This is a genomic window from Lachnospiraceae bacterium oral taxon 096 (genome assembly GCA_018141845.1).
In the GTDB taxonomy this organism is placed as follows: Bacteria; Bacillota; Clostridia; order Lachnospirales; family Lachnospiraceae; genus F0428.
In genome coordinates, this window is the sequence record CP073340.1 from 2,186,926 (window position 1) to 2,211,774 (window position 24,849).

The following is a 24,849-nucleotide window of genomic DNA, read 5'->3' on the forward strand; positions in this document are numbered from 1 at the left end:
CTACTCCTTTAATGCTTCATGAGCCTTTTCTACCACCTCTTTAATACAAATTTGTTGATTTTCGATTGCCTCTGGATCTACAGTCAAATGACAAAGATATTCAATATTTCCCTCTGGTCCTTTCACTGGCGAATAGGTCAAATTTAACACTGTAAATTGGTTGTCCTTGGCATAGCCAAAGACATCTGCAATCACTTCTTCATGAACCAATTTATCTCGAACAACACCTTTTTTTCCGACTTTTTCTCGTCCTGCCTCAAACTGTGGCTTAATCAAGGCCACCACCTCTCCAGATGCATTGAGTAGACCTTTGACTGCTGGAAAAACTTTTGATAGTGAAATAAAGCTCACATCAATAGAAGAAAGTGCAATCTCATCTGGAATTTGCTCGTGAGTCACATAGCGAATGTTTGTCTTTTCCATGCAGATAACTCGCTCATCATTTCTCAATTTCCAATCGAGTTGACCATGACCAACGTCAACGGCATAGACCTTAATTGCCCCATTTTGCAACATACAGTCCGTAAATCCCCCTGTCGAGGAACCTACATCCATGCAAATTTTCCCTTCAACTGTAACATCAAAATTTTCCATCGCCTTTTCGAGTTTCAAGCCACCTCTACTGACATACTTTAATGTCTTTCCACGCACCTCAATCGTCAAATTCTCATCAAATGTTGCACCTGCCTTGTCTTCCTTTTGCCCATCGACATAGACAATGCCGGACATAATAATGGCCTTCGCCTTTTCTCTGCTCTGAGCTAATCCCTTCTTTACTAATAATATATCCAGTCTTTCTTTCATCTATTCTCCATTATTCTTATGATGTGCTCTGCAATGCTGTCCGAATCCACACCAATATAACTTTTTAACTTTGTCACATCCCCATGCTCAACATAATCATCTGGCAATGTCACATGATAGAGTAGTGGTCTTTCTTTCCTCTGTGCAATGTAGTCGGCAACAGCCTCTCCCATTCCTCCACGCAACACATTTTCTTCCATCGTCACAAGCAATTGATGCTTTTCTAGTAATCGATCAATCATTGAAAAATCTACAGGCTTTGCAAATCTTGCATTGACTAAGCTAACTCGATATCCCTTTTTCTTTAGCTTTTCACGCAAATGTTCTGCTGTAGTCACCATACTGCCCAGTGCAAACAAGGCGATCTGTTCTTCCTCTTCCATCATTTCTGCCCGACCAAGCACAATCGGTGCCTGATATTGGCTAAATCCCTCATAAGCAACTCCTCGAGGATAGCGAAGTGCAATCGGTCCTTGATAGTCCTCCACTGCAAAGCGAAGCATCATTTTTAACTCCTCACTATTTTTTGGAGCCATAATGACCATATTGGGAATAATGCCCAAGTAACTGAGATCAAACAGTCCTTGATGTGTTTCCCCATCAGCTCCGACAAGACCTGCCCTGTCAATGGCAAAAACCACATGTAGATTTTGTATACACACATCATGGACTACCTGGTCAAAACCTCGCTGTAAAAAGGACGAATATACCGCAAAAACAGGCAAAAGACCACCCACAGCCATTCCTGCTGCACAGGTGACCGCATGCTCTTCTGCAATCCCCACATCAACAAAGCGCTCAGGAAATTCCTTGGCAAAATGAGAAAGCCCTGTTCCCCCTGGCATCGCCGCCGTAATGGCCACAAGACGAGAATGCCTTCTAGCCAGTGCACAAATCTCATTGGAGAACACTTCGGTATAGCCCATCTTTTTGCTTTCCAAACTCTTTCCTGTCACAATATCAAAAGGTCCCACGCCATGAAATTCAGATGGTGCATTCTCTGCAGGTGCATATCCCTTTCCCTTTTTGGTAATCACATGGACAAGCACTGCATGATCTAATCGCTTTGCCTCTTGAAAAATCCGCATCATTTGTAAAATGTTATGTCCATCCACAGGTCCTAAGTAAGTCAATCCCATATTCTCAAAGAGCATTCCTGGAATAACCATTTGCTTAATTCCATTTTTTGTCTTCTTTAATTTTGTAATTGCCCTCTTTCCAATCACAGGCATTTGATTGAGGGCAGAGACCACATTTTTCTTCAAAGTCGTATAGCCCTTTTTTGTCCTCATTCCACCCAAATACTGTGACATTCCCCCCACATTTGGTGCAATGGACATATTATTGTCGTTTAAAACAATAATAAAATTGTTCTTTAATTGAGCTGCATTATTTAAGGCCTCATAGGCCATTCCTCCAGTGAGTGCTCCATCTCCAATGACAGAGACAACAAACTTGTTTTCTCCTAAAACATCCCTTGCCTTGGCAAGTCCCAGCCCCGCTGAAATGCTGGTCGAAGAATGTCCTGTGTCAAATGCATCAAATGGGCTCTCCTTTCGCTTAGGAAATCCAGACATTCCGCCAAATTTTCTAAGCTCGTCAAACCATGCCATTCGCCCACTCAAAATTTTATGTGTGTAGGATTGATGACCGACATCCCAAACGACTTGATCTCTTGGAAAGTCAAAGCTTAAATACAACGCCATAGTCAACTCCACAACACCCAAATTACTCGCCAGATGTCCGCCTGTGACGCTCAACTTTTCAATTAAAAATTCTCTAATTTCCTGTGCGAGCAAGCGATATTCACTTCTTTTTAATTTCTTGATATCTTCAGCGTTTTTAATCTTCTCGAGTACCATAAATTTTTATTTCCTTCTCATTGACAGCCAAACAATCATCTTTTTCAATACAGAAGTATCTCCCTGTATTGTGTCAAGAAGTCTCTGTGCCTCTGTGGAACAACGCAAAACCTCATCCTTTGCCTTGTTTAGCCCATAGAGTGTAACATAGGTTGTCTTTACATTGCGTTCATCTGAATGAATAGGTTTTCCAAGTTCTTCTTCTGTCGAGGTCTCGTCTAAAATATCATCTTGAATCTGAAAGGCCATTCCAATATTTCTGGCAATCTCTTCCATCACATCAATTTCTTCTTGTTTTGCTCCACCAACAATGGCTCCAATCATAAAAGAAGCCTCTAACAGTGCTCCTGTCTTTAGTCGATAGATAAAATCAAGTTCTTCTTCATTTAATTTTTCCCCTGTCTTTTGTACATCCACCACCTGACCACCAATCATTCCCTGCATTCCTGTCTTTTTAGCAAGGACATCGAGTGCCTTGGCATACCTCAAGATCAAACTTGGATTGTGTATCTTTGCCATTTCACTGGCGATGACAGAAAAGGCCTCCACAATCAATGCATCTCCTGCAAGTGTTGCCATATCTTCGCCATAAGTTACCCATGTAGTTGGTTTTCCTCTTCTCAAGGTGTCATTGTCCATACATGGTAAATCATCGTGAATGAGAGAAGAAGTATGAATCATTTCCATTGCCGCCATCATTGGGGCAATTTCCTCCATTCTTCCCTTTCCACCCTGAAACAATTGATAACTTTCATAGATAATCATTGGACGGACACGCTTTCCGCCACTGCGAACAGCCTCATCCATTGCCTCATAGACAATTTTTTGTAATCCCTCCTTTGCTGGTAAAAAATGTATCAATGCATTGTCAATTTCTCCAATATCATATATAAATTCTTCCATAATATTATCCGTCCTCGCGATCTGTTTCAATTCGAAGCACCTGAGCCTCCACCGCATCAATGCGTGTGTTGATCTCTCTCACTAACTTCATTCCCTGTTCATACAATTGAAAAGACTCCTCTAAAGAAATCTCCTGACTCTCCAATTGTCGAATCATTTTTTCAAGCCCCACCAATTCCTCTTCTATGCTATTTTTACTCATCAGCCACCTCCATCACTTTGACCTTTGCACTGCCGTCTGCAAAATGCAAAGTCAATACATCTTCTCTTTCTACTTTCTGTACGCTATTGATGCGTTCATACTTCTCATTGGTCACAAAGGCATAGCCCGATGACAACTTTTCTAGTGGAGATAAGCCCTTTAACCGCTGTGCATCCATCATCAATTGCTGTTTCTTTGCAGAAATCTTCTTCTCCATCACATAGGAAAGTTTTTGTTCCATCTCCTTTGATTTTGTTCTAAATCCCTGTACCTTGGACATTGGCGAACACATCGCCAGTCGATATTCTTGTTGCTTTAATTTATTTTTTATGCGATCGATCTTTGCCCGAATGGCATCCTCCATTCTCTGAGAAACACCGGCCATTCCCTGCACAAAGGCTGCGTACTCAAATGTTGCCAGCTCTGCTGCCGCACTCGGTGTAGGTGCCCTCAAATCTGCCACAAAATCAGCAATGGTTGTATCTGTCTCATGTCCCACCGCTGAAATAATTGGAGTGTGGGCATGAAAAATAGCACTCGCCACTATTTCTTCATTGAATGCCCACAAATCTTCAATTGAACCTCCACCTCGTCCCACAATAAGGACATCGCAGTCCATTTGATCTAATATCCCAATTCCTCGCACAATACTTGCTGGTGCATATTCTCCCTGTACAATCGCTGGATACAATACAATCTGAACATGAGGGTTTCTTCTTGTCGCCACAGTAATAATATCATGCAATGCCGCACCTTCCCCTGCAGTGACCACCCCAATTTTTTGTGCAAATCTTGGAATACTTCTCTTATAGGCAGAGTCAAACATCCCCATTTCTTCCAGTTTTACTTTTAATTGTGCAAACCTTTGATACAGTTCCCCCTGCCCTTCTCTTTCAATGCTCTGAGCATAGAGCTGGTAACATCCTCCTCGCTCATAGACATCAATTTTTCCATGCACAACAACCTTCATTCCCTCAGACATTGTAAAAGAGAGGCCCCGTCGATTACCGGCAAACATTACCGCTGACAAGGTCCCCCCATTATCTTTTAATGTGAAGTAGATATGCCCAGAACTGTGATACTTACAGTTGGACACCTCTCCCCTCACACTAATTTTATTCAGTATTGCATCTGACGAAATCTTGTTGTGAATATAGCCATTTACTTGCTGTACCGAATATATATTTTCCATCATTCTACCAACTTTGCTAAAATTCCATTGACAAAGGAAGCTGATTCTTCCCCACCATATTTTTTTGCCAATTCCACAGCCTCATTGATGGCCACTGCTGTTGGAACTTCTCGATCATACTTAATCTCATAACAAGCTAGACGAAGAATGGTCAACTCCACCTTTCCGATACGATTGAGTTTCCATCCCTTCGTCACCTTTTCAAGTTCCTCATCAATGGTAGAGAGCATGCCCAAAATTTTATCTACTCTTTCCTTCAATTCCCACTGTGCATCTTCATTTAAATTCACACTGTGGAGAACTTCTCGCTCGCCATTTTCATTGTATTCTTCCTCTTCAATTTGTTCCATATATGCATTGATTTGCTCTACCTCTTCTTCTTTTGTATAAAAATCTGTGCAAAAAAGCAATTTAAAGCAATGTTCTCTCAGTGTTCGTCTTTTCATTGTTCCGCCTCCATATTGTACTGCCACGTAGTATTAAATCAGATACGCTCCATTATAGCCGATTTATCTCTTTTTAACAAGAGATTGCTTGATTTAGAGCAAATGACCAAATTATGCGTTCTTTTACATTTCTTCCTGTCAACTTCTCCAATGCCTTTTGATAGTAATCTAGCTGTTTTTCATATTTTTCTCTTAAAATCTTTCCATCCTTTACCACATCTGTCTTGTAGTCAATTAAAATAATGCCATCCTCCTCCTCAATATAGGCATCGATCATTCCCTGCACGAGGATCAACTCCTCACTCTTTGCAATGCCAAGATCCTGTGCAGAAAGTCCCATAACAAATTGACGCTCTCGACACAGATTCCCTGAAAGATTCGCCTTTTTGCAAATGGCTCCAAGATTTGAATGTAAAAATCCCTCCAATCGCTTCTCCTTCATATACTTGCGCTCCTGTGGTCGAATCCTTCCCTCGACTACTAATTGGTCAAAATAATTCTCTATGCTCTCTTTATTCGCCTCCATTCCATAGTCCAGTCTCTCCATAGCTGTGTGGTAGGCCGTTCCCAATTTTGCTGCATCGACAGGCGACTTCTTCTTTCGCTCTTCCCTTTGAACATAGGGAGATTCGCTCGCCTCATCGTCGACATCCTCTCCGATATACTTCAACTCTGAGACACTCATCTTCGTCTTTAAGTCTACTTCTATTTGATGTGGATACTGATAGTCAAGTACTGCTTCCAATTTTTCATCTCTATATTTTGGTGCAGATGAAAGGACTGACCTAATATCAACGGACTTTTCCTGTGTCTTTTCTTCCTCTTGTCTTAAGCCATCTACTCCTTCAACAATAACCTCCATAGCCATAGATCGCTCACACATCAACAACCAATCCAGATAAGAGGTTGCACCTTGAATTTGCATATAAGAAAGACCATTTTCCTGCCCTACCATGTTCTTTTTTTCTCTTGCCTTCTGAACATCTTTTACATTTGCCGTGACAATCAACTTCTCCTTTGCTCTTGTGAGAGCCACATAGAATATGCGAAGCTCCTCCGCCATGCTATCATTTTTCTTCTTGTAGGCAATGACATTTTTCTTTAGACTACTTTGCTTTGTCCTTCGCTTCAAATCAATAATATCACAGCCAATGCCCAAATCGGCATCCACCACCACGCTATCACTGCTATCTCTTTGATTAAATTTCTTTGACGCATCACACAAAAACACAACAGGAAACTCCAATCCCTTTGACTTATGAATGGTCATAATGCGCACCGTGTCATCAAACTCACCCAATGTCGATGCCTCACCAAAATCATTATTATATTCTTTTAAATTTTCAATATATCGAACAAAGTGAAATAGCCCCGTATAGCCCGTTCTTTCATATCCCTTTGCCTTTTCTAGTAGCATATACAGATTTCCCTTTCTCACTTCTCCTGCTGGCATTGCTGATACATAGTCTAAAAATCCCGTCTCCTCATAAATCTTTCGAATCAACTCGCTGATGGTCATATAGCCTGCTTGCCTGCGATAGTGACAGAGAAGGTCATCGGCAGATTGCAATTTTTTTACTGTCTCCAGTTCAATAAATGTACTTTGATTTTCTAAGGCGTACTGACAGGCATCATAGATGTGCAATGCACTTTCATTTGGTAAATTTTTCTTATATACAGAAGTAATATTGGCAAGTTCAACATCAGAGAGATTGGCTATTGGGGAGTGCAAAAATGCTGCCATGGGAATATCTTGATAGGGATTGTCAATAACCGATAAAAGTGACAGCATCTTTTGAACTTCATAGGTATCAAAATATCCTTTTCCCGTCTGTGCATAGGCTGGGACACCCAAGTTTAAAAATGTCTCCATAAAAGTATCTGCCCGACTTTCTTGGCTGCGAAGCAAAATGACGATATCCGAGTAACGCAATTTTCTCTGTCGATTTTTTTCCTTGTCAAAGACTTGAAAATCGCTCGCCATCATTTCTTGAATTTTCTTTGCCACCATCCTCGCTTCTAAGGACATATTGCTCTCATCAACCTGCGCCTCCTGCGTTTCTAAAAGAAGTAACTGTGCAGACATATCGCTATGGCTCTCTTGATAATCTGCCCCCAAATGAAGTGCCACTTCATCATTATATAAAATTCCACCAAATTCCTTTCGCATCAGTTGAAAGAACACACTATTGACTGCTGAGAGCACTTCACTTCTGCTTCTAAAATTTTTGGAAAAGACAATCTTTCTCCCCTCTCCCTCCACCTGCTCACAATAAGGCAAAAATTGCTCAAACTTTTCCATAAACAAGGCCGGTTTTGCCTGTCGAAATCCATAAATAGACTGTTTGACATCACCAACCATAAAGACATTTTTCTTTTCAATTGCTCGAACCAGCTCCTCCTGCACATCATTGGAATCTTGATACTCATCAATATAAATTTCCTTAAATTGTCTTTGATATTCCTGTGCCACTGCTGACGGCTGTCCCTCATCCCACAAGATATCAAGTGCAAAGTGCTCTAGATCATTGAAATCTACAATATTTTTCTCCTTTTTCTTTTCCTGAAATCGCTCACCAAATTCTTTTGCAAGTCTTACCAATGTGGTGATGGTTTCCTCGTCCCCCCGAGTATCTTCCACAAGAAAACTTTTTTTGAGCTTATCTTTGACAACGCTCTTATATTCATCTCGAATGCCTTTGGCAAGATTTTTCAGTTCCTCATCTGCCTTTCCCTTTCTTACCGTTGGTAATCGCTCAAATTCAAATTGATCAAGTGCAAACTGTAATTCTTTCACTGATGAAGCTTCAAACAAATTCTTTGCCATCATTCGCTCTGCTTCAAACAGTGGAATATAAGGCTCTGGTCCATTCTCCTCATTACAGTAACGAATTGCCCGATCGATATGGTCAAGAATATTTTCTGCCACCAAGTGAAGACTCTTTTTTAAGTATTCTCCCCATATTGTTTCCCCAATATCTGCATTTACCTGCTCATCAAGCCATTTTTTCGGCCAGGCCTTACTCTGAGCCTCTTGATAAATCAGAAAAATAAAGGATCTCACCCTTTCATCACTCTTTGATGTCGCAAAGCCATTGACAAGCTTTAAAAAGTCTTCGCTCTTTTTTTCATATTCTTCCTCCATCAAATTGTCCATAACATCTTCTCTCATCAAGCTCAAAGTCTCCTGATCAGCAATCATAAAGGAAGGATCAAGGTCAATGTGATCCAAATTTTCGACAATAACCGTTCTACAAAAGCTATCAATCGTCGATATCCTTGCACAGTCCACAAGTGTGGCCTGCCTCTTTAATCTCAAGTACTGTACAGAAGTTGCTGGCGTTTCCCTCAACATATCTTCAATCTTTCTTTGAATGCGCTCCTTCATCTCCGAGGCCGCTGCCCTAGTAAATGTCATAATCAATAATTCGTCCACATCCACAGGATCTTTTTCATCTAGAATTCTCTCTAAAATTCGAGCCACCAGTACAGCTGTCTTTCCACTGCCCGCTGCCGCAGAGACAAGAATCCTTCCCCCTCTAGCATCAATCGCCCTCTTCTGATCATCTGTCCACGCCATCTATTTCCTCCCAAACTTTCTTCGCACTCATCTTTGGCAAGTTACTAAATTGAAATCCCTTTCTTCTCTTGTCAAAGCCACAGACCGAACGAAAGTTACAATAGTCACAACCAGTCTTTTTATCCCTCTTGATGGGATTGATTGCAATTGCTCCATCTAAAATCTCACTCGCCACTTCTTTGGTCTTATCTTTCACAAATTCCTGCATTTTTCGAAATCGCTTTGTGCTTGCCACACTTGATCTTACCTCTTCAATTTCTCCATTTTTTAAGAGGACAGGAATAACATCACTTTGGTCTTTAATTTCGCCATCCAAAAATCTAATCACTTCCATATCCGTATTGACCAATCCACTCGGTCGCAATGTCTTTAAAAACATCGCATCAATGGCTTCTTTGCTGTCCTTTGACTGTGCTTCAACGAAGACATCATCCAAATGATGATAAAACATTGCTCCAGGTACAATATTTTTTCCTTGATATCTTTCTCTCAACACATCTTCCATAGCAGATAAATACAACACTAACTGTATCTGTGTGCCATAATAGGTCAAATCTGGTGCCCACTCCGTGCTTCCTGTCTTATAGTCCACAATCTTGACCAGAACATCATCCCCATTTTCACAGATATCCACTCGGTCAATTTTTCCTCGTAACTTCAAAGTTCTTCCTTCCCCAAGATCAGCAGTCAGAGATTGAAGACCATCAAACTTTTGTTCAAAAGCATAGGGTTCAAATTTTCCTCTTCTCAATTGTTGCTGCAACACCCACATCGAACGCTTTGCCAACGCTAAGATGCGCTCAACTTGATAGCTACTCTTTGCACTATCACTATAAATCCCATGCTCATCATCAAGTTTGGCTGCCTGAACACATTCTTCCACCAATGCATCTCGAACGCCATCTTCCATATCCTGAATGCGAATTCTTTTCTTTCTCGCCAATGCAAATACCTTTTCCATCACCTCATGAACCAAATTTCCAATATCTACAGCTGCAAATCGACGAATATCTCTTGGGCTAAGTTCCAGTCCATATTTCAAAAAATGAGCATACGGACAGTTGATATATTCCTCAATTCTTGTCACACTTCCACTCAATTGCCGCCCGAAAAGCTCCTGTGCCACTTCCCTTGAAAGCCCTTTTTCTCTATAGACATAGGTTGCCGCATCTACTAGGCTCTTTGATTCTTCCACATAGTGATAAAGTGTCTGAAATAGATTTGGACTTTTTTCCCCATTTTGAATCTGACGAAGACTTTCAATCAATGCCTCTCTCGCTTCATAGGAACAGCGAATGGATTGGTATTGGCTGTCTTCCTCTACCTCCAAGTGCAAAAATAATTCCTGTACTAAGTGCAAAATTCCCGATGGGCGAAGTGCCTTTCCATCATTGCTTGCACCTGCATAGGTGAGAAATAGATAATGAGACTGCTTTGTCAGCATTAAATACAAATAAAATCTTTGAATAAAAACATCTTCTTTGATCGTCGGAGACAGAGCCACCCCCCAATCTTTTAACATCTGCTTTTCCCTATCATTTAACACTGTCCCTCTATCCTTGCTCGCTGGTACACTGCCCTCATTGATGCCCAAGAAAAAAATGGCACGAATGTGGGAAAGTCTCGTTCTTGTCAAATCTCCAAGAATAATACGGTCAATCGCTGCGGGAATCATTCCGACCTTGACTTGAGCAATGCCCGCATTCAATAGTTCCAAAAATTCCTTTCGCTTTAATTTTTCATCGCCAAGCAATTCTCCCATTTGTTCCAGCAAATCCATCACTTTATCATAGACTGCCTCAAAACCTCTGGCTCTTTGCAAATCTTTAGCATCTGCCTCTTGAAATCCCTTCGCCATTTCCACACATCGCTCTTCAATACCAAGTTTTTCAAAAATGGCAAAAATTGCGGCACTAATCTTATTTGCGGTCAACTCCTCTTCAGAAAAGACTTTCTTTAAAGGCAAAAGTTCCTCTAAAATGCTATCTTTAAAAGCATTGAGTTCCTCTATATTGATGCCTTTTAAGCTCCTTGGCACATAGTCCCATTGCTTTTCCATCGCCTTATAGCTTTTTATCCCCCTCGAAAGCATATAGTTGTCCATCATCCAAATCAATTTCTTCGGTCGTTCGACCATACAAGAACGTACATAGTGCATCACGCTCTCATAACTGTAGCCCTCAGCAATCACATTGAGTGCTGCACGCAAAAAATCGACCAATGGATTGTCACTGATGCTAATATTGTCATCCATATAGTAAGGAATTTCACAGTTGTCAAGCCTTTGCATCAAGTCTTCCTTGTAAACATTCATGTCCCCCATAATGACAGCAATCTCGCAAAAGCGATAGCCTTCTTCTTTGACCAGACGCAAAATCTCTCCTGTAATCACTCGAATTTCTGACATCGGATTTGTCGCACGAACCATTCGAATATGTCCATCTGCTGCCATCTTTTTTGTCCTATCATAGCGCAGAAAATGCTCCTCGAGATAGGCCAAATTTTCTTCATCCAAAAATCTCTTATAGGGACGAGAAAAAATCACATCTTCCTCGTGACAAATTCCATTTTTTGCTGCCAAATCGGTAATCTCTGCCACCATTGTCTTACTCATTAAAAATAAGTCGCTCTCTTCTCGTCTAGAATAGGCCTCCTCCTTTGTCGGAACAGTCACTGTAATGGTCACATCCTCCGCCTTAGATAAAAACATATCTATAATTCGCAATTGCACAGGTGTAAATCCTGTAAACCCATCCAGTACAATATGTGCTCCATCAATAATCTTGCTGCGATAAATCACCCGAGAAAGTACATCTAAAATCTCCTCCGTCGTAATATATTTTCCCGCAATAAATTCTTGAAATCCCGAATAAATTACCTCCATATCTTGCAATTTACTTCGCAAAGTCGGACGCAAATCTTGCTTTAAAAGTTCTCTTATCTTCTCTACATCCACACCATATTGAAAAAATTCTGAAATCATAGACTTCATATGGTCAATAAATCCCGCCTTGGAAAATTGATTGGCAAATACTTTTAATTCCTTCTTCTTTTCAAAGGCAACTTTTCTAATAATCATTGTTTTTCCAATATCATCAATGACATCTGGGTTTTGAATGCCAAGTTCATGAAAAATCCGATAGGCTAGGCGATTAAAACTCACCACATCAATATTGGATATCGCATGGCGGGGATGCATCGTCACCAAATCCTTCTGTGTCTGCATGGTTTGCTGTTCTGGAACAATAACAATATAATTCTCCTTCTCATTTTCCAAGGACTTGGCAATACAATCGGAAAACACATAGTGCGTCTTTCCGCTGCCCGAACCTCCCATTATAAATCGATATGACATTTTTTCTCTCCCTCATTGTTGATGTCAAAAAAAGAGACCGCTTCGGATCTCTTTTGTCTATGCATCTCCATAGATCGCTGCAATCTCTCTCGCCTGCAAATCTTTTTCATTTAAATCTAAGTATCTTCGATTTTTTGCACTCGAAGCGTATGTTGTATCAACACTTCTCCAAGTATCCCCAATCTTTACCTGATTCCAAGCATGAAGCTCACCACTAGAAATGATCTTCCCCTCCACATAGTGAACGCTCAAATTTGATGCCTTTGCCATCTTAAAAAATAGTTGTGCATATCCATTGCAAATTGCCTTCCCTTGCAATGCATGATATGCGGTATAATTTTGTAAGGTATCATCATATTGAACATGATCCAGTATATAATTTGAAATGACCGCCACCTTTTCTTCATCACTTAAATTTTGAATATTTTTCGCAAAATCCTGTACAAAGCGATTGACCACGGCATTTTCCTCAACATAGCGAACGACCTCTGCATCGCTCATCTTGGCCGACAAATAACTCTTTCCTTCCTTTTCCATAATTCTACAGGCAAAGGACAGCCAATCACTTCCATTGTCAAGGCGAGAATGCATATCACTAATATGGGTTAAATCTGGTGCAATTACCTCCGTATTTGTTGTATATGCACTGCGAAATGGCTCAGAGATTGAAAAATCTACCCTCGTCGTGTTATGTGGCATTCCCTTTTTGATTTGCTCATAGCGACTTTGAATCGCTTGATTCATTTGTTCAAAAATATCTCGAGTATAGGTACTGTCTACATTTTTTCCACTTCCATCCACATAGTAATGATCCTGTGTAAATGTTGATTTCAATACCACTCCATCTTCATAGCAACGCCAAGCCCCCTCATTTAATTTCCACGACTGCTGTGCTTGAGCAACAAAAGATGCAGTCAATACAAGAACGGCCGAAAAAACAGGAATCTTTAACCAGTTTTTTCTCATTTCACTCTCCTTATCTAAAATTGAAACTACAAAATATCATCTAAAAATATTTTAGCACAACAATATGGGATTTGGCAATTTTAGTACTACTATTTTCTTTAAAAAACATTTATAATGAAAATGTAACTTACAAAATCTTATGGAGGCTGCTATGAAAGAATTTACACCGGTAAAAGAAGGAAAGGTACGCGAGATTTATGATGTTGGCGACGCATTGATTATGGTTGCCACAGACAGAATTTCTGCATTTGACCACATTTTAAAGAACACAATCACCAAAAAGGGTGAGGTCTTGACAAAGATGAGTGCGTTTTGGTTTGATTTGACCAAGGACTTAATTCCAAACCATATGATTAGCATTGATGCCAAGGATATGCCAGAATTTTTTTCCTCAGAAGAATTTATTGGAAAATCAACACTGTGCAAGAAGTTAACCATGATTCCTATTGAGTGTATTGTGCGCGGCTACATCACCGGCAGTGGCTATGAGAGCTACAAAAAAAATAAGACTGTATGTGGAATTCCACTTCCTGACGGATTAAAGGATTGCTCAAAGCTTCCAACTGCCCTCTTTACTCCAAGCACAAAGGCAGAAATTGGGGACCATGACGAAAATATCGATTTTGATACCTGTGTAAATGTTTGTGAAAAGGCCTTTCCTGGCAAGGGGGAAAAGATTGCCAACGAAATTCGCGAAAAGGCTCTTGCTGTATACAATAAGTGTGCAGACTACGCCTTGACCAAGGGAATTATCATTGCCGACACCAAATTTGAATTTGGACTTGATGAAAATGACAATGTCATCTTGGCCGATGAAGTTTTAACTCCTGATAGCTCTCGCTTTTGGAGACTTGATGGCTATGAAGCAGGTCATTCTCAGCCATCTTTTGACAAACAATTTGTTCGTGATTGGTTAAAGGCTCATCCAGACAGCAACTATGACCTTCCACAAGATGTCATCGACAAGACCATTGCACTCTACAAAGAGGCTTATCATATGTTGACCGGACAGACCATCGAGTAATAAATAAGGAGAACCTCAAACCTTTAGCTTGGGGTTCTCCTCCACTTTTTATTGAACCTGATGCAACTGCCCATCAGCAATCATCTTTAATGTCATTGGCACAATCTCTTTGTTCTGATTCCAAACTGCTTCCATCTGCGATGGAGAAACTGGATTTCCACCGCTTCCCACCTCAATGGTAAGACTTGGAATACCCATTTTCATGATCGCCCAATCCTTATACCCTGCTGTGTCGAGAGATTGGAAATTGCCATCGATTCGATATCCTGTTCGCTGTCTTGCCTTATTTGCAAAATTTAAGGTCATATCTTTCAATGCACCTTTTTGTCCAAAGTTCCAGTAAATCACCTGTCCCTGTGTATGATAGCTGATGGTCGCATCAAACTTGACCTTTCTTGTCAAGTCCGCCAAAGCCTTTGACTCAATCTCGCTCTCTGGTGCTGTTCCTTTGTAGTGATCAGCTGAGCGATGTCCTAAATGATCCTGATAATTTTCCCACAAAGCATCAAAGTTTCGGTTCAAATCCACTCCATTGGCATTGGACTTCCACTGCTGAAGATAGGAAGCACTCAACTTCTTTTTATCAGCCTTGGCAATCTGACCAATTTGCTTTTTTACTGCCTCAGAGTGAACTCCTCCTAGTCCCGACTGGCTGATACTAATGCCATCTGGATTGGCCATTGGAATAATATGAACCTCTGTTGTCTCTAAGAGTTTACTCAATTCCACTCCCTCAAATGCGGCATTTGCTCCCTGGTCACTGAGCAATTGTACTAATTGACGCATCACCAACTGGCTGGTCATATACTCTCTTGCGTGTATTCCTCCAAAGACCAAGAGATGGTGCTTCGCATTTGGATTTCCAACTCGAATATCATACAACTTGTTGCCATCCACGGTCTGTCCAAGCTCATCTACTCTCACTGCAGTCTTTAAACTCTTCTGCAAAGAATCGATGTCCTTTTGAAACTCTCCATAGGTGTAAGTTTGACTCTGAAAACACAAATAATCTGTGGAACGAATCTCTATTTTCTTTTGCACACTCTCTGCCTGCTCTTCCTTTGCTGGCACTGTAGTCTCTTGCTTTTTCTCACTACTTTCCTCAGCTTTTGATTCCTGCTTAACCTCTGCAGATTTTGTTTCTTTTGCTGCCACAGCCTTTGGTGCATCAGTAATAATTCTTCGGTGTGCCGCCTCTGCCTCATTTGGACTTAAAGCAACCACCATTGCACCAGCACATAGTGATGTCAATAATAAAGCCATTCCTTTTTTCATTGTATGCCTCCTGTTCTGTTCCTACTTAAAACTTCACATTTTCTTCATCATAGTTTTTTTTATTCCCTATGTCAAGAAAAAGTGCCAAGCCACAGATTCCCTGCAACTTGGCACTTTCTTATACAATTATCTAGTGAATCCAATGCACAAATTAGAAATGGTCGTAGTGCTTGCCCTTCCAGTACATTGTCTTTGCCACCTCAGCCTTATCAGACAAAGTTACACCTTCCATAATCCATTTGTAGAATTCCTCAAATCCTGTTCGATCTACAATATAACCAATGTGTTCCTTTCCATCTGGAGCATTTGGATCGATGTACTTCTCTACAAATCCATAGGCATTCTTTACGATCTTTAGAATGCTATCCTCATCCACCCACTTAATAAAGTCTTCAGCAAGTCGAGGATTCTTCTTTCCAGTTCTTCCAAGAAGTACAAGGCGATAGTATTTTTCTTTGCTTCTTGTCCAAGCTCTCGTTGGACAAACTGTAATGCAGACACCACAGCCAATACATTTTTCCGTATCGCGAACAATCTTTCCATTGACTACCTTGAGTGCCTCAACACTCTTTGCCTTACAGCCCTTTACACAGGCCTCACAAGTCACACAGCGGTCAGGATCATATTGTGGCTCTGTCATTCCCATAATACCAAAATCATTCATGCGAACCTTGGCACAGTCATTTGAGCAACCTGTAAAGGCAACCTTAAAGTGCAAGTTATTTGGGAAAATTTGCTTCTCCATCTTCCTTGCAAACTCAGTTGTATCATAATTTCCAAATGGGCAGAGACGCTTTCCTGGGCAGGCAACAACATTTCTTGTTCCTGATGCCGCATATCCAGTGTCTCTCTTTTCCTGATTGGTCTGTACATGGTCAATAATAAGCTGAATCTCTTTGTTGACCGCATCCATATTTTCAATGCTGATTCCTGGAACCTCCACACCCTGACGGTTGGTAATAAAGATGGTTCCATTGCCATACTTTTGTGCAATCTCTGTAATTCTTTGCATACTCTCTGCATCAATATAGCCACCTGGCATTCTGATACGAGATGCTGTCTCGCCGCGCACCTTTGATACACGAAATGCATTTTTCTTTAACTTCTTTACATTAATATCCATAGCCATTTGTAGCACCTCCTAATCAATCAAGCTCTTGCTGTCCACATAGTTAAATACTGGACCATCGAGACAAATATAAGTATCATTGACCTTACAATGTCCACATTTTCCAATACCACAGCACATTTTTCGCTCATAGGAAACCCAAATGTTCTCTTCTTTCAATCCACGCTTCAATAGCTCAATTACAGAAAACTTCATCATTGCTGGAGGTCCAACAACCACAGCCTGTGCTGTTTCAACATTCTTTAATTTCAAATCAGGAATGTACTTCGTAACAAGACCAACATTTCCGGTATAGCCCTCTGCTTCCTTGTCCATCGTCAAAATCAAATCCATGTTCTTTTCCCAACGTGCAATATCATCTCTAAAGAGCATATCGGATGGACTCTTAAATCCTAAAATTACATGCTTATCCTGTGCATCCTTTGTTTCATTCAATGCATCAATCACTCCACGCACTGGCGAAACACCTGTACCACCGGCAACAACAACACATTCGCCATCTTGATATTGATTGACATCAAAGCCATTGCCATATGGACCACGGAGGAACAAAGTATCTCCGACATAATTTTCAAATACTTCATCTGTCACTCGACCAACCTTGCGGATAGTTAAGTCAACACTGTTTTTGGTAATTCCACTGACTGAAATTGGGGCCTCACCAAACTTTGGGATGGACACCTCAAAAAATTGTCCTGGCTTTACATCGCCCTCAAATGCCATGCGGAAGGTAAACTCCTTTTGTGTATGGCGAATAACTTCCAAAATCTTAGATGGAAATGGGATATAAGGATTAGTTCTCATTCGCTGCCTCCTTCTCGACCTCGGCTGTCACTTTATTGATGATATTTGAAAATGAAATGTACTCTGGACAGACCGTATCACACCTTCCACAGCCCACACACATATTGTAACCAAATCGCTTATTAAAATCGTAAATCTTATGCATAGTCTTAAAGCGCATGCGATCCCCATGATTCTTTCTGTACTCTCCGCCACCAGCGACATTCGTGTAGCCATCGACCATACAAGATGCACCAACTCTTCTTCTCTCACCTACTTTTCCATTGTCTGTGTAGAATACATCCTGCATTGTATAACAGGTGCAAGTTGGACACACATAGTTACATCTTCCACAGGCGATGCAGCGAGAATTATACTCCTCCCACATTTGAGAGCGGAAAATAGAAAGTGGCACATCCTTTGGTGTCTTTACTCTAGTTTGATTTTCTGTGACAAATCTTGGAACCACTTCCTGCTCTTTAATGGCATTCTTTGCAAATACATTCTCAAGAGCTTCATCCTTTAACTGGCAATGAAATTGACCATCAATATAATCTACAGAAAATAGATAATCTAAGTCATCTGCACGATTTGTTCCCATATCCACACAGAAACAATCTTCATAAGAATGTCCACAGCCAATCAGAGCAAACTTTACCTTATCTCTGATACGAGCATAGAAATAATCCTCCTCACGACCATTGTGAAGATAAATTTGGTCCAGTCTCTTGAGTGCATTTAAATCGCAACTTCTCAAGAAGACAACGACCTCTCTTGTATCCTCATCAGCTTCCTTTACATCATTTTCTGTAAAGAAGAATAATGTCTGTGAGAGCGGAGTGAGAATTTCTTTAAATGAATAATCAGACTTTTTCTCCCACTCAATATCCGCTGCCTCATTGACAAACTCGTAGCGCACAACATCAGTATCCGTAAATCTACCTTCTCCCACCTTGAGCACTGGTGCATAGATACGATACTTTGAGTGCAAATTGCGGACTACTTCATTAAATCCGCCGGACAAAAATATAAAACCTTTTTTCCCCATACTTTCTCCTCTGCTTTTAGCAAATTGCTAAGGCTTTTTGAATTTTATTACACATATTTTGACAATTTATCTCCAATGCATACCTCTCATTATAGCATATTTAGTGAAATATTAACAGTCAGCAAAATAGACACAAAAATTCCTAGCAATTTACTATATTTAATGCAGACTGCTATGCTAGGAATATTTTATTCCTCTTTTACCATTGAATTTCTGTCTGCACATCATCGAGCTGTTGGCTTGTCTCTGAAAAAGTTCCCTGTGGCATCTTTCCTGTTTCATTGTAAGCAGAATAGATGCCTTCAAACTGCCCAAATGGAGCCTGAGCAATGTAACTATCCCCTGTGGCATACATTTTTTCAATAGCAATCATTGCCTGAGGATCAATGGCCACACATCCGCCAGTGGTTGCCTTTCCTGGATAAGTGCAGTGTAAAAACAACGCCGAACCATCTCCATTTGCATTATTGACATTAAATCCTGAATCAATGACATAGTCATAAATGCCTGCAAATCCACTTGCCCAAAGCTTTTCTCCATCCTGTAACAAAGTATTCGCATTATTCTCTAAGCGATTGGTTCTTTTGGACCAATATTGACTCTTCGCCTGAGGATCAATCTTTACATAATTTTTAGAAAAACCTTCCATAGCCTCTTTTCTTCCAAAGGCGGTTCCCATTTTAAAGAGACCAATGGGCGTAATTCCCGATCCTTCAAAGCGATGATTGCTCATTCCGCCCCAGCCCATTACACCCAAGGACTTTACCCTAGCCACCCAAGGAGCATTGTCACTGTCTCTGTGGTAGGCAATAACTCTCACTTTATTGTGCAGATTTTCTGGCTTTGCTCCACTTTGTGCAGTCTTTGAATTTCTTGCAAATCCTTCCACCACAATAAGATTTCTTGCCCCAGTTGGCAGTGAAAATCGAGTGACATCATAACTGACGTCCACAGCTATGCCCTGCAGTACATGATTTTGTTGTTTCTGTTCAACACCATCTCCTGACTTTACTCCCGGTCCCGTCGCATTCATCGCTCCAAATGCTACTGCCTTTTTTCCTGTCACTCCGGCATAGGAAATCATTGTTGGTACAGCCATCAAAATGCCAAAGGTGAGTGTAACTAACCACTTTGTTTTATTTTTATTATTCATTTTCTATGATCTGCACACACAGCCCACGGTAGCGATTGATCATAGCCAAAAACTCCTGTTTTCTTGGCAAAACCAAATTCCCCGGATAGCTTGTATAAGGTGCAATCCCCTCCAATCCTACTTCTTCTAATTTTTGATAAACCTTGTCAGCTACCTTTGTAATGCACTCATCCCTGACCAAAATCTTATCCTTGGCATAATCGAAAAGTACAGCCAATGCTGATGTCTGCTCAGGATCTACTAATTGTTCAAGAGCTGATAAATCAATGCTTTCTCTGCCATATAACACAGTACAAAGCCCCTTTGCACGAACTCGGTCTTCTCTTCCTGCCTTAGAAAAACTATTTTTTAATATTTTTCTCTGCCTTGGCAACAAAAACTCTTCGCTCTCTGTAATCCTTCGTCCATCCCCTTTTGCAATTTTTTTGGCCAAATCTGTGACATCTAAAGGCATATACTCATCGAGCATAATCACACAATCTGCTGCATCAAAATAGTCGCCACTTCCACCGACAACCAATATCGTTGAAATTTTTTGTTTCTGATAGAGTGCCTTAATTTTTTCTACAAATGGTGTAATTGGCTCCTTTTCCTTAGAAACCAATGTTTGCATTCTATGATCTCGAATCATAAAATTGGTTGCCGAAGTGTCCTCATCCACCAGCAATGTGCCAACCCCTGCCTCAATGGCCTCGACGACATTCGCAGCCTGTGAGGTGCTTCCGCTGGCATTTTCACTGACAAAGCATTTTGTGTCCTTTTTCTGTGGCAAATGATTGATAAATTGAGAGATATCCACTCCCTGCACACTTCGCCCATCTTCTGCCCTAATCTTTGTCGCATCACTCTGTGTAATGACATATTCCCGACCATCACCTTTAATGTGATTATATACTCCTCTTTCTATGGCACGAAGAAGTGTACTCTTTCCATGATATCCACCACCAACAATCAATGTGATCCCCTCTCGAATTCCCATGCCCTCAATGGTTTTTCCATCACGCAAAGTCAAACTCATTTGTAAACTCTTTGGAGAGACAAAGCTCTTGGCATTTTTCATCGGTCGATCCGAAATTCCACTCTCTCTTGGTAAAATTGCCCCATTGGCAACAAAGGCAACTAAATGTTCTTTTTTTATCCACGCCCTGATTTCCTCTTGCTCAAGAAAAGTTGCAATATGTCCCAAAAGATTTCGATTCAATGTGGCAGAAAGAGGTTGAATATTTTTTATTCCTGCGCTCAACTTATCAATCAACAATTCCTTAGCTGCTTTGCCAAGAATCCTTCGTCCTGCTGCAGGAAATTCTGCCAAAAATCGGATTTCTATGCCACTTTCACCAACAATAACACTACTTCTTTCTATAACTTCTTGCCCACAAGCATCCATAAAGATGCCTCTCTCTCGCTGAAAAACTTGATACAAGGTTCTCGTCAAAAAGTCAGAAATCGCAATTCTTTCTGCCCTTGTTTTGACCATCTCTGCCGTGATCCCTGTGGTGGAAAGTTTTGCCTTTACTCGCAACTTTGATGGCGGTGCATAAGGATCGGACTGCACATGATCAATACATAAAATAAAAGATCCAAAATCATATTCACCCTTTAGTGACTTATATCCAGGATATCCCCTGCCATCGAGGGAAAGCAATTCCCTCTCCAAATCTTTTCCTTTCTCCATTTATAACTCCTCATCATAGACCGCTCTGCTGCCACCAATGTACTTCGCTCTTGTGCGTGCTGCCACTACATTGGCACAGCCAATCTTCTTTACTTGAAGACGCACAGGTACAGCCACTCTCTTTAAATGCATACCAATCAAAGTATCTCCAATGTCCATCCCTGCATCTGCCTGAATTTCTTCCACAGCCACTGGCTCCTTCATATGTTGATAGACAGCTGTGGCAAAGGAACCTCCGGCCTTTGGTCTTGGAATGACATTGCAGATTTCTTTTCCTAAAACAGCCTCTCGCTCCACGATAATCGCACGATTGAGATGTTCACAGCACTGTGCTGCCATATAAAGTCCATGCTTTTCTAAAACAGAAGAAAGACCTGCATAAATTTGTGCCGCGACCTCCTCACTAGAATGGGTTCCAATTTTTTCTCCCATCACTTCACTTGTTGAACAGCCAATGACAACGATTTGCCCAGGTTTTAGATCACTCTTTTCAACTAACTCCTCCATTGCCTCTATGCACTCTTTTTTCAAATCTTCCATTGTCAATCCCTCTTTCTATCTCTTTATTTCACAGAGATCTTTGATCACTTCTCCTGCAATAATGAGTCCAGCTACAGGTGGAACAAAGGCAACACTTCCTGGAATTGCCCTTCGATCTGTGCATTTATGTTCTGTCCCTGGCGGACACACACAATTGCTTCTACAGCTGATGGATTCATCCTCCAAAGGGGTCAAAGCTTTTTCCTCCGAATAAACTACCTTCAGCTTCTTTACTCCACGCTTTTTTAGCTCTCTTCTCATCACTTTGGCCAATGGACATACTTTGGTCTTATAGATATCTGCCACACGAAATGCACTGGCATCGAGCTTATTTCCAGCTCCCATACTGCTTATTATTCTCACGCCCTTTTCCTGTGCCTTCATCACCAACTCAATTTTTGCAGTCACCGTATCCACCGCATCTACCACATAGTCATACTCATCAAACGGAAATTCATCAGCATTTTCAGGAAGAAAAAAACATTTGTACACTCGAATATCGGCACTTGGATTAATATCCAAAATTCGTTCCCTCATCACCTCGGCCTTGTATTTCCCAATTGTCTTTCTTGTCGCAATAATTTGTCGATTGATATTGGTCAAACACACCTTATCATCATCAATCAAATCAAATGCTCCCACACCACTGCGAGCCAAGGCCTCGCACACATAGCCTCCAACGCCACCCACACCAAAAACAGCCACTCGAGAATGGGCTAATTTTTCCATTGCCTCTGGACCGAGTAATAATTGCGTCCTCGCAAATTGTCTTGACATACTTAACTCCTTTAATTTGATATTACAACTTATTCTAAACTAGTGTCTACACAGTGTCAACTTTGAGACTATCTTCTACGCTTGAGGCGCCAGCGGAGGGCTTTTTCATCCCCTCCACGAGCGGCATACTTCTTTAGATAATGCTCTCTCTTCTTTTTGTCGCCTTCCATATGTGCAATCTTTGCCGCAAGAACATAGTATCGCTTTGCCGTTGTTGAATTTTTGAGATTTCTCTGTAACTTTTTTAAATCTTGCTTTGCGCGATCCATATCCTTCATTCCAATATAAAAATTTACTGCATCTTCTACATTTTCCCTTGCCCCCACATCTACCAATCGCTCTAGTGCATCATTGGCCAAATTCTTTTCATCATTGTCTCTTGCACAACAAGCAAGCAAATGTAATTCCATTGCGGTGTCCTTTGTCGAAATATCTATGGACTTTAATAGTAATTTCTGAGCCCGCTCATAATTTCCCAGATGATAGTAGACATCTGCCAAAAAATAATACACTGTCTTTTTATCTTCATTGGTCACCACATAAAAGCGCAAGACAGATAGCAATGATTCGGCCTGGCGATAAAAGCCATTATTAATGTATAATATAGCCAAATAGAGGCGAAATTTATATTTTCTTCGCTTAACAAAGGCCTGACGATATAATTTTCCCTGTTCTTTGCTTGGTTTTTTTTGGAAAAAATTCCACAGCCAGGTCAGAAAAATCACAACAATCACAAATAAAAATAATGCCGCCATATCACTCCTCCTTTCCAAAGTATTACTCAAAATAGTACAAAGGAGAATCCCCAAGCCAAAGACTTAACAATTCCCCCACACTCTATCCCCATTTTTCTAGTTTTTGTCTCAATTTCTCAAAAATACGCTCAGCCATCCATTTTTCCTGAGTGTGAAATCCTTCTGGTAAACAAACCCAACGCACATCACTATTTTCATCGGGCTTAATGGACAATTTCTCTGTTTCATCCGCCTCTAACAAGTAAGTAATATTGACATGAAGATGAGACGGTACATACTTTCCTCTCTTTTCATGCCCAAGAACATTTAAAATTTCCAATGAAAAAATATTCTCAGTAATAGGATGTACTCGTGTAATTCCACTCTCTTCCTTAACTTCACGCATGGCCACGGCCAAAAGGTCCTCCTCCCCATCAGCGTGACCGCCGAGCCAAGTTAACGCCTGATAAATGTTATGCCAAGCGAGCAAGGCCTTATTGTGCTTTCGATTTAAAACCCAAGCCGATGCTGTCATATGAGCAATGAGATTGCTTCGAAAAAAAATGTCTTCCTGTGTCTCTAAAAGATGTAGAATCACTTCTTTGTCCACTTCTTCCTGTTCATTCCACGGTTTAAATTCTTGAATTTGTCGATATAAACTCTCTCTCATCTTCTCTCCTAAATTAAAAAGTTAATTCTAGAAGCATTGAGCTTTTTATACAATGCTTTTTCCCTACCACCCATATTGATATATTTTTTGATACATCGTTCCTTTTCTTTTTCGTCTCCCAAAATATCATAGTCAAGAATACATTCGAGCAATAAATCTCTTCCATCTTTTGCTGCATCTGCACATTCTTCCAATTCCTTCAAATGTTTCCTTGCTAAATCAAGGCGTTTTAATTGCATATTTTGAAAGATATCAGGAATCAATACCTCTGGATTTGTATGATCACATTCTAGACTCTTCTCATACATCATCAGACTTCTCTCAATCTCCCTTTGCTTACTCAAGATATCACCAAGTCCCTGCCAAGCACTGGCGATATTGGGGTTATAGTCGAGTGCACGCTCAAATAACTTTTGTCCCAAATCCATTTGACCACATTCATAAAAAATAACTTTTGCTCGAAGCAGGACAACAATCGCATAATCCTCATTCGTAAAACAGCATTCATTGAGAATATCCAATTTTTTCAATTTCTTTTCTGGCTCAATATAGCGATTATCTATATCACAAATTAATTTTTGCAACATCAACTTACTCTTTTTGTCATTCTTAAAGGCCATATTCCAGAGTTTAATATACTCTTTTTTTGGCTCTGGTCGGCTCATCATTGCCTTAATTATTCCCAACATTTTCTCCTCCATCCACAAAAAAAGAGACTATCCACCCATGGA

Annotated in this window: 21 protein-coding genes; 1 reads left to right on the forward strand and 20 read right to left on the reverse strand. The window is 40.6% G+C overall.

Annotation, left to right across the window (positions count from 1 at the left end):
- The 9 genes from J5A74_10540 to J5A74_10580 form a co-directional block, all read right to left on the reverse strand.
- Entirely contained in the window at nt 1-804 is an 804-nt protein-coding gene (locus J5A74_10540; protein ID QUI95779.1) for a TlyA family RNA methyltransferase, read from the reverse strand.
- A complete protein-coding gene (gene dxs / locus J5A74_10545; GenBank protein ID QUI95780.1) occupies nt 801-2,666 on the reverse strand; it encodes a 1-deoxy-D-xylulose-5-phosphate synthase in 1,866 nt (621 codons plus the stop codon). The genes J5A74_10540 and dxs overlap by 4 nt, the downstream gene beginning before the upstream one ends.
- A 6-nt stretch (nt 2,667-2,672) precedes the next feature.
- On the reverse strand, nt 2,673-3,569 hold the full coding sequence (locus tag J5A74_10550) for a polyprenyl synthetase family protein (GenBank protein ID QUI95781.1): 897 nt from the start codon (nt 3,567-3,569) through the stop codon (nt 2,673-2,675).
- A 4-nt stretch (nt 3,570-3,573) separates the two neighbouring features.
- The gene (xseB, locus tag J5A74_10555; protein QUI95782.1) at nt 3,574-3,771 is read right to left on the reverse strand and encodes an exodeoxyribonuclease VII small subunit; all 198 of its coding nucleotides are present in this window, start codon (nt 3,769-3,771) and stop codon (nt 3,574-3,576) included.
- Nucleotides 3,764-4,966: an exodeoxyribonuclease VII large subunit gene (locus J5A74_10560; GenBank protein ID QUI95783.1), complete on the reverse strand. Its 1,203-nt coding sequence runs from the start codon at nt 4,964-4,966 to the stop codon at nt 3,764-3,766. Before J5A74_10560 ends, xseB begins: the two co-directional genes overlap by 8 nt.
- The gene (nusB, locus tag J5A74_10565; GenBank protein QUI95784.1) at nt 4,963-5,409 is read right to left on the reverse strand and encodes a transcription antitermination factor NusB; all 447 of its coding nucleotides are present in this window, start codon (nt 5,407-5,409) and stop codon (nt 4,963-4,965) included. Before nusB ends, J5A74_10560 begins: the two co-directional genes overlap by 4 nt.
- A gap of 73 nt (nt 5,410-5,482) precedes the next feature.
- Nucleotides 5,483-8,989 carry a helicase-exonuclease AddAB subunit AddA gene (gene addA / locus J5A74_10570; GenBank protein ID QUI95785.1) on the reverse strand — a complete coding sequence of 1,169 codons (3,507 nt, stop codon included), beginning with the start codon at nt 8,987-8,989 and terminating at the stop codon, nt 5,483-5,485.
- Nucleotides 8,973-12,344, reverse strand: a complete 3,372-nt coding sequence (locus J5A74_10575) for a PD-(D/E)XK nuclease family protein (GenBank protein QUI95786.1) — start codon at nt 12,342-12,344, stop codon at nt 8,973-8,975. Before J5A74_10575 ends, addA begins: the two co-directional genes overlap by 17 nt.
- Before the next feature lie 57 nt (nt 12,345-12,401).
- Complete coding sequence (locus J5A74_10580; protein ID QUI95787.1) at nt 12,402-13,310, reverse strand: hypothetical protein; 909 nt, start codon at nt 13,308-13,310, stop codon at nt 12,402-12,404.
- Between the two features lie 139 nt (nt 13,311-13,449).
- Here J5A74_10580 and J5A74_10585 point away from each other — a divergent pair, with 139 nt between their 5' ends.
- Nucleotides 13,450-14,334: a phosphoribosylaminoimidazolesuccinocarboxamide synthase gene (locus J5A74_10585; protein QUI95788.1), complete on the forward strand. Its 885-nt coding sequence runs from the start codon at nt 13,450-13,452 to the stop codon at nt 14,332-14,334.
- 48 nt (nt 14,335-14,382) lie between these two features.
- Here the strand turns inward: J5A74_10585 and J5A74_10590 are convergent, their stop codons facing one another.
- The 11 genes from J5A74_10590 to J5A74_10640 all read right to left on the reverse strand — a co-directional run bounded on the left by J5A74_10590 (nt 14,383) and on the right by J5A74_10640 (nt 24,807).
- Nucleotides 14,383-15,609, reverse strand: coding sequence for a peptidase (locus tag J5A74_10590; protein QUI95789.1), 1,227 nt, complete (start codon nt 15,607-15,609; stop codon nt 14,383-14,385).
- 151 nt (nt 15,610-15,760) lie between these two features.
- Nucleotides 15,761-16,732, reverse strand: a complete 972-nt coding sequence (gene asrC, locus J5A74_10595; protein QUI96898.1) for a sulfite reductase subunit C — start codon at nt 16,730-16,732, stop codon at nt 15,761-15,763.
- Between the two features lie 18 nt (nt 16,733-16,750).
- Nucleotides 16,751-17,542 (reverse strand): anaerobic sulfite reductase subunit B, encoded by a 792-nt coding sequence (gene asrB, locus J5A74_10600; GenBank protein ID QUI95790.1) that lies wholly within the window; start codon nt 17,540-17,542, stop codon nt 16,751-16,753.
- Entirely contained in the window at nt 17,532-18,569 is a 1,038-nt protein-coding gene (gene asrA, locus J5A74_10605) for an anaerobic sulfite reductase subunit AsrA (protein QUI95791.1), read from the reverse strand. The genes asrB and asrA overlap by 11 nt, the downstream gene beginning before the upstream one ends.
- 199 nt (nt 18,570-18,768) lie before the next feature.
- Nucleotides 18,769-19,722 carry a hypothetical protein gene (locus tag J5A74_10610; GenBank protein QUI95792.1) on the reverse strand — a complete coding sequence of 318 codons (954 nt, stop codon included), beginning with the start codon at nt 19,720-19,722 and terminating at the stop codon, nt 18,769-18,771.
- Nucleotides 19,715-21,397 (reverse strand): ABC-ATPase domain-containing protein, encoded by a 1,683-nt coding sequence (locus J5A74_10615; protein QUI95793.1) that lies wholly within the window; start codon nt 21,395-21,397, stop codon nt 19,715-19,717. Before J5A74_10615 ends, J5A74_10610 begins: the two co-directional genes overlap by 8 nt.
- Nucleotides 21,398-21,937, reverse strand: a complete 540-nt coding sequence (locus J5A74_10620) for a TIGR01440 family protein (protein QUI95794.1) — start codon at nt 21,935-21,937, stop codon at nt 21,398-21,400.
- Nucleotides 21,938-21,952: 15 nt separating this feature from the next.
- Nucleotides 21,953-22,714 carry a tRNA threonylcarbamoyladenosine dehydratase gene (locus J5A74_10625; GenBank protein QUI95795.1) on the reverse strand — a complete coding sequence of 254 codons (762 nt, stop codon included), beginning with the start codon at nt 22,712-22,714 and terminating at the stop codon, nt 21,953-21,955.
- A 68-nt stretch (nt 22,715-22,782) separates the two neighbouring features.
- Nucleotides 22,783-23,469 carry a tetratricopeptide repeat protein gene (locus J5A74_10630; protein ID QUI95796.1) on the reverse strand — a complete coding sequence of 229 codons (687 nt, stop codon included), beginning with the start codon at nt 23,467-23,469 and terminating at the stop codon, nt 22,783-22,785.
- An 82-nt stretch (nt 23,470-23,551) separates the two neighbouring features.
- Nucleotides 23,552-24,118 (reverse strand): NUDIX hydrolase, encoded by a 567-nt coding sequence (locus J5A74_10635; GenBank protein QUI95797.1) that lies wholly within the window; start codon nt 24,116-24,118, stop codon nt 23,552-23,554.
- An 8-nt stretch (nt 24,119-24,126) separates the two neighbouring features.
- On the reverse strand, nt 24,127-24,807 hold the full coding sequence (locus tag J5A74_10640; protein QUI95798.1) for a hypothetical protein: 681 nt from the start codon (nt 24,805-24,807) through the stop codon (nt 24,127-24,129).
- Between the last annotated feature and the right edge of the window lie 42 nt (nt 24,808-24,849).